The organism is Streptomyces sp. NPDC047981 (genome assembly GCF_040653315.1).
Taxonomy (GTDB): domain Bacteria; phylum Actinomycetota; class Actinomycetes; order Streptomycetales; family Streptomycetaceae; genus Streptomyces.
Genome location: NZ_JBEZNQ010000166.1, coordinates 1 through 5338 on the forward strand (window position 1 = coordinate 1; position 5338 = coordinate 5338).

Annotated in this window: 6 protein-coding genes and 1 pseudogene; 4 read left to right on the forward strand and 3 right to left on the reverse strand. The window is 74.1% G+C overall.

Translation table 11 applies throughout. The annotated features are described in order from the left end of the window. From AB0E14_RS39200 to AB0E14_RS39210, 3 genes and pseudogenes are all read right to left on the reverse strand, one after another. Positions 1 to 332, reverse strand: a pseudogene (locus AB0E14_RS39200) (ABC transporter); the annotation flags it as partial. Beyond that, on the reverse strand, positions 329 to 1186 hold the full coding sequence (locus tag AB0E14_RS39205) for an ATP-binding cassette domain-containing protein (RefSeq protein WP_362430225.1): 858 nt from the start codon (positions 1184 to 1186) through the stop codon (positions 329 to 331). The gene AB0E14_RS39205 and the pseudogene AB0E14_RS39200, both read right to left, overlap by 4 nt. Next, positions 1183 to 1860, reverse strand: coding sequence for an AIM24 family protein (locus tag AB0E14_RS39210; RefSeq protein ID WP_362430210.1), 678 nt, complete (start codon positions 1858 to 1860; stop codon positions 1183 to 1185). The genes AB0E14_RS39205 and AB0E14_RS39210 overlap by 4 nt, the downstream gene beginning before the upstream one ends. 71 nt (positions 1861 to 1931) lie before the next feature. On the opposite strand from AB0E14_RS39210, the gene AB0E14_RS39215 reads away from it, so the two are divergent. From AB0E14_RS39215 to AB0E14_RS39230, 4 genes are all read left to right on the forward strand, one after another. Continuing rightward, positions 1932 to 2663, forward strand: coding sequence for a peptidyl-tRNA hydrolase (locus tag AB0E14_RS39215; RefSeq protein ID WP_362430213.1), 732 nt, complete (start codon positions 1932 to 1934; stop codon positions 2661 to 2663). A gap of 203 nt (positions 2664 to 2866) precedes the next feature. Continuing rightward, positions 2867 to 3628, forward strand: coding sequence for a DUF4142 domain-containing protein (locus tag AB0E14_RS39220; RefSeq protein ID WP_362430216.1), 762 nt, complete (start codon positions 2867 to 2869; stop codon positions 3626 to 3628). A 103-nt stretch (positions 3629 to 3731) separates the two neighbouring features. Continuing rightward, positions 3732 to 5120 (forward strand): DUF692 domain-containing protein, encoded by a 1389-nt coding sequence (locus AB0E14_RS39225; RefSeq protein WP_362430219.1) that lies wholly within the window; start codon positions 3732 to 3734, stop codon positions 5118 to 5120. Between the two features lie 7 nt (positions 5121 to 5127). Further along, the coding region (locus AB0E14_RS39230) for a TIGR04222 domain-containing membrane protein (protein ID WP_362430222.1) at positions 5128 to 5338 on the forward strand (211 nt) is incomplete at its 3' end.

The window sequence follows — 5338 nt, forward strand, 5'->3', positions numbered from 1 at the left end:
GGGTCGCCGACCGCGGTCACCCCGAGCACCGCGACCGCCCCGAGCGGGGCCGCGCAGGGGACCGCGGCCAGGATCGCCGCGAGGTGCGCCCGTCGCCGTCCCGCCGCCGCGGCCACCACGTTCCGCGCGGCGGCGGGCTCCTGGCCGAGACAGATCCGTACCAGCCAGGCGGTGACCGGGAGCAGCACGGCGGCCGCGTAGCCGAGGGCGCCGAGCACGGGTTCGCCGGAGCGCACGCCGACGGCGAGGAGGACCGCGTACAGCAGCAGGGGGGCCAGCCAGCGCTGGGAGCGCAGCAGCAGCTCGGTCTGGTAGCGAAGGAGCGCGGTCATCCCCGTCCTCCCACCCGGTCGCCGTCCTCGCCGAGTTCGTGGATGTGCCAGGAGGCGTCGAGCAGGGCCCGGAGCAGTGCGTCGGAGTGCGCCGCGTCGACGGCCCACACCGTCGGCGCCGCCGCGGGGCCGGGTCCGGGCTCACGCGTGGGCGAGCCGGGGAGCCCTTCGGCGAGCGGGCCGCCTCCGGAGGCAACGATCCGCGTGCGCGGGCGCGCGCCGTCGCCGTCGTGGCGCAGGTCCGCTCCCGGGCGGACCCGGCCCGCCGCCACCTCGTACACCGCGTCGGTCTCCCCGGACAGCCGGCGCGGGTCGTGGTCGACGAAGACGACGGTGCCGCCCGCCGCGACCCGCTCGTGGACCGCGCGGTCCAGTGCGCGCCGGGCCTCGGTGTCAAGGCCGGTCCACGCCTCGTCCAACACGGTCAGCTGCGGCTCCGCGAGGAGGGCCTGGGCGACGGCGACCTTCTGGCTGCTGCCCTTGGAGAGTTCGGCGAGCGGGGTGTCCGCGAAGGCGCCCGCCCCGAACCGCTCCAGCCACGCGCGCGCCCGCCGGGCGGACTCGGCCCGGCCGAGGCCCTGGACGCGTCCGAGGTGGGTCAGATAGCGGGTCGCCGTGAACGGCAGGGCGGCCGGGAAGCGCTCCGGGACGTACGAGGTGCGCGTCGGCCGGCCCGTGATCCGTCCTTCGGTCGGCGCGTCGATGCCCGCGACGACCCGCAGCAGTGTCGACTTGCCGCTGCCGTTGGCGCCGGTGAGCCGCACGAGGGCGCCCGCGGGCAGGACGAGGTCCACCCCGCGCAGCGCCCACGGGCCGCGCGGGCCGTAACGACGCCCCACCCGCTCCAGGTTCAGTGGGACGAGGCCTTCTGCGGGGTGGCCTCGCTCGGCCGGACGATGACGAAGCCCTGGCCGTCGAGGCGGAGCTGGACGGCCTCGCCCGAGCCGCCGCGGATCATCGAACCGATGGACTGCGAGCGGTGCAGCGAGGTCTGGAGCTGCTCGCTCCAGCCGACGACGGCGTCGGTGTCCACACAGACCGGGGCCTGCGGGGTGACCGGAATGACGATCGGGGTGCCCTCGCAGGCCAGGGCTATCTTGCCCTGACCGGTGAAGACACTGTTGAAGAGGCCGCCGCCGGTCATGCCGGCGCCCTTCACCGTCTTGATCTCGTACGAGAGCGTGGCGTCGAAGCAGAGCACGTTGCGGCCGTTGACCGTGAACGCGTCGCCCGGCTCGATCTCGACGATGAAGCAGTTCTGCGCCTCCTGCGCGAACCACGCCTCGCCCTGGCCGCGCACGGCCATCAGCGCGAGGCCCTCGCCCGTCACGGCCCGCTTGAGCATGCCGCCGATGCCCTGGCCCTTGCGCTCGAACTGGAGGTCGCCGCGGAAGGCGATCATCGATCCCTGCCGTGCGTGCATCTCTCCGTTGACGACGTACTTCACACATTTGGCATTCTGCAGGCTCATACCCGGGAACGTGCCGGTCTCGGCGAGGTGTTCGCCGGAGAAAAGATCGCTCTTCATGACAGGCATCCTGTCCCGGAACCGATCAATCCGACAAGAAACACCTGTGCGAGCAGTGGCAGACTTGCCGGGTGAGCAGCAACGAGACCGAGATCGACACCGCCGTACCCACGGACGCACGGGACGAGAAGCCCCAGTTCGTCCTTCCCCTCGTCGTACGCATCGAGCGGGCCGAACCCCCGGCGCGTACCGACGCGCTGGAGACCGCCGCTCGCGCCGTCCTGGAGATCCTCGCCGACGAGCGCTCGACGGGCGACGGCGCGTGGGCGCGGGCGATGACGGACTGGCAGGACGCCCGGATCCGCAAGGTCGTGCGCCGGGCGCGCGGCGCGGAGTGGCGGCGCGCGGAGGCGCTGCCGGGGATCACGGTCAAGGGCGAGTCCGCGGAGGTACGGGTGTTCCCGCCGATCCCGCTGGACGGCTGGCCCAAGGAGCTGGCCAAGCTCCAGGTGTCCGGCACGGACCTGGAGGACCCGGCGGTCCCGGGAGCGGCCGACTCCGGAGCTCCGGCGCTCTGGCTCAACCCGCACCTGGACATGTCCGCGGGCAAGACGATGGCGCAGGCCGGACACGCCGCGCAGCTGCTGTGGTGGGAACTGTCGGACGCGGACCGTGTGTCCTGGCGCGAGGCCGGATTCCCCCTCTCCGTACGGCCGGCCACCGCCGAGCACTGGGCGGCGCTCACGGCGAGCGACCTGCCGGTGGTCCGCGACGCGGGCTTCACCGAGATCGCCCCCGGACCGACCTTCGTCTCCGAGGGCAGCGCCCGCTTCGGCGCCCACGTGCGCCTGGAACAGGGGTGATCCGGGCGGGCCGTGACCGTTCGCGCGCGTTCGTGGCCGGGTTCTCCGGGTTCGGTCCGCTCGGCGACTGAACGCGGCCGCCCGATCGCACGTATCTCCCGATACCGCCAAGTGGGTTGTACGTCCGCCTGGTTGACGGTTCAGTCTGCGGTGACCCCCGCCGGTGACCCGCACCGGTGCGGAGAGAACGTACGGGAGACACCTTGTCGCTACGCGTCAACGGCACGGCCCTCATCATCGCGGCGCTGGTCGCCACGATCGGCGCGCTCGCCTTCCCCGTCTGGTCCTACGCCGACCGCTCGGGCACCGGCCAGGCGAATCTGAACGCTTCCAGCGTGCCCACGCCGTGGGGTCCGCTGTCCGCCACGGACCGGGACTTCCTGGTCAAGGTGCGGCTCGCCGGGCTGTGGGAGCTCCCGGCCGGCCAGCAGGCCGTCGAGCGCGCGCCGAGCCGGGCCATCGTCGAGTGCGGTGACCATCTCGTCGTCGGCCACACGGACCTCGACCGGCGGGCCAGGACCGTGGCGGCCAGGCTCGGCGTGGAGCTGCCGAACCAGCCGACCGAGCAGCAGCAGGGCTGGCTGCGGGAGCTGACGGCGGCCAGCGGGGAGGAGTACGAGCGCAAGTTCGCCAACCTGCTGCGCAACGCCCACGGCAAGGTGTTCGCGCTGGTCGCGGAGGTCCGGCACACCACCCGCAACTCGCTGATCCGGCAGCTGGCGAGCGACGCGAACCAGACCGTGCTCGACCACATCACGATGCTGGAGGCGACGGGGATGGTCGACTTCGACGCGCTGGCGAACGAGGCCGCGGGACGGAAGACGGCGCCGCCGACCGGGCCGCCCGTGGTGCCGTCGCCCGCCGTGCCCACGCCGGTGCGGCCGACGGGGACGGACCAGTCGTTCACCTCGCGGCCCGTGCCGGACGCGGGGATCGTGACCCCGCACTCGATGCCCACGCCGTAGGCCCCACCCGCTCCGAAACCTCAAATCAACCTCTGAACGTCCTCCTGACTGGATTCGAACGGGTCCTTCCGGGCCATCAGGTGAGGGACCGAAGGAGGGGGACATGACGGAACTCGGAGTCGGAATCGGCTGGCGGCCGGAGATCGCGGACGCGATCGAGGTACTGCCGGGCGTCGACTGGGTGGAGGTCGTCGCGGAGAACGTGTGCGCGGGCCATCTGCCGGACCCGCTGACACGGCTGCGCGAGCGCGGCGTCACGGTCGTCCCGCACGGGGTTTCCCTGGGGCTCGGCGGCGCCGACCGGCCGGACGCAGCGCGGCTCGCCGACCTGGCGGCGACGGCGACGGCGCTGGGGGCGCCGCTGGTCACGGAGCACATCGCGTTCGTCCGGGCCGGGGGCCTCGAGGCAGGCCACCTGCTGCCCGTGCCGCGCACCTGGGACGCCCTGGACGTGCTCTGCGAGAACGTGCGGATCGCCCAGGACGCGCTGCCCGTGCCGCTGGCGCTGGAGAACATCGCGGCGCTCCTCGCCTGGCCGGGCGAGGAGCTGACCGAGGGCCAGTTCCTGGCGGAGCTGGTGGAGCGTACGGGGGTACGGCTCCTCATCGACGTGGCGAACCTCCACACCAACCACGTCAACCGGGGCGAGTCCCCGGCGAAGGCCCTCGCCGAACTGCCGGTGGAGGCGATCGCGTACGTCCACGTGGCGGGCGGCCTGGCCCGCGACGGCGTCTGGCACGACACCCACGCGCACCCGGTCCCGGAGCCCGTCCTGGACATCCTGTCGGAGCTGGCCTCCCGGGTCTCCCCGCCGGGCGTCCTGCTGGAGCGGGACGACAACTTCCCCCCGGAGGAGGAGCTGGCCTCGGAGCTGGCGACGATCAGGGACCGCCTGCGCGGCGCACCTCCGCGGCTCTCCGCGCCGGCGCCGCTCATCGGCGCGGGCGCGCGGGTCTCGGGCGGCCCGATGCCGGCATCCGTGCACGCGCCGGAGGAAACCGGGCACTCCCCCGCGGCCGAGGCCACCGAAGCCCGCTCCGGCGCGGCACGGGCGAACCGCCCCTCCCCACACCCCGCCGCACGGCAGAACGTGGACATCGCGCAGACCGCGCTGCTGTCCGCGCTCGTCGCCGGGACCCCCGTGCCCGAGGGCTTCGACCGGCAGCGGCTCGGGGTGCAGAGCCGCGCCCTCGTCGGGAAGCGGACCGATGTGATCGCCAGGATCGCGCCCGAGCTGCCCGAGATCCTCGGCGACGACTACCGTCCGGCGTTCCGCGGGTACGCCAGGACCCGCCCGATGTCCGGCGGGTACCGCCGCGACGCCCTCGACTTCGTCGCGCACCTGCTCGTCGCGGGACGCCCGGAGGACCCCGCGGCCCGGCGCCGGCTCACCCGCTGGTACCAGGACCGCGCCGACTCCCGCCCGCCCCGCCCGGCCGGCCGGATCGCCCGCGCGGCCCGCGCCGCCCGCACCGCACTCGTACGGAGGTGACGTCCCCATGAACCTGTTCGCCCTGCTCCTCTGGGCCGCCGTGATCATCGGCTCCGCCCTGCTCATCGTCCAGCTCCGCGCCGCCCGCGCGGGCGGCGGGGGACCCGTCCACGACCTCAGCGAGGCCGCGTTCCTCATCGGCGGGCCGCCCCGCGTCGTCGACGCGGCCCTCGCCGCCCAGCACGCCGACGGCCGGATCGCCGGCGGCGGCCCCGGCA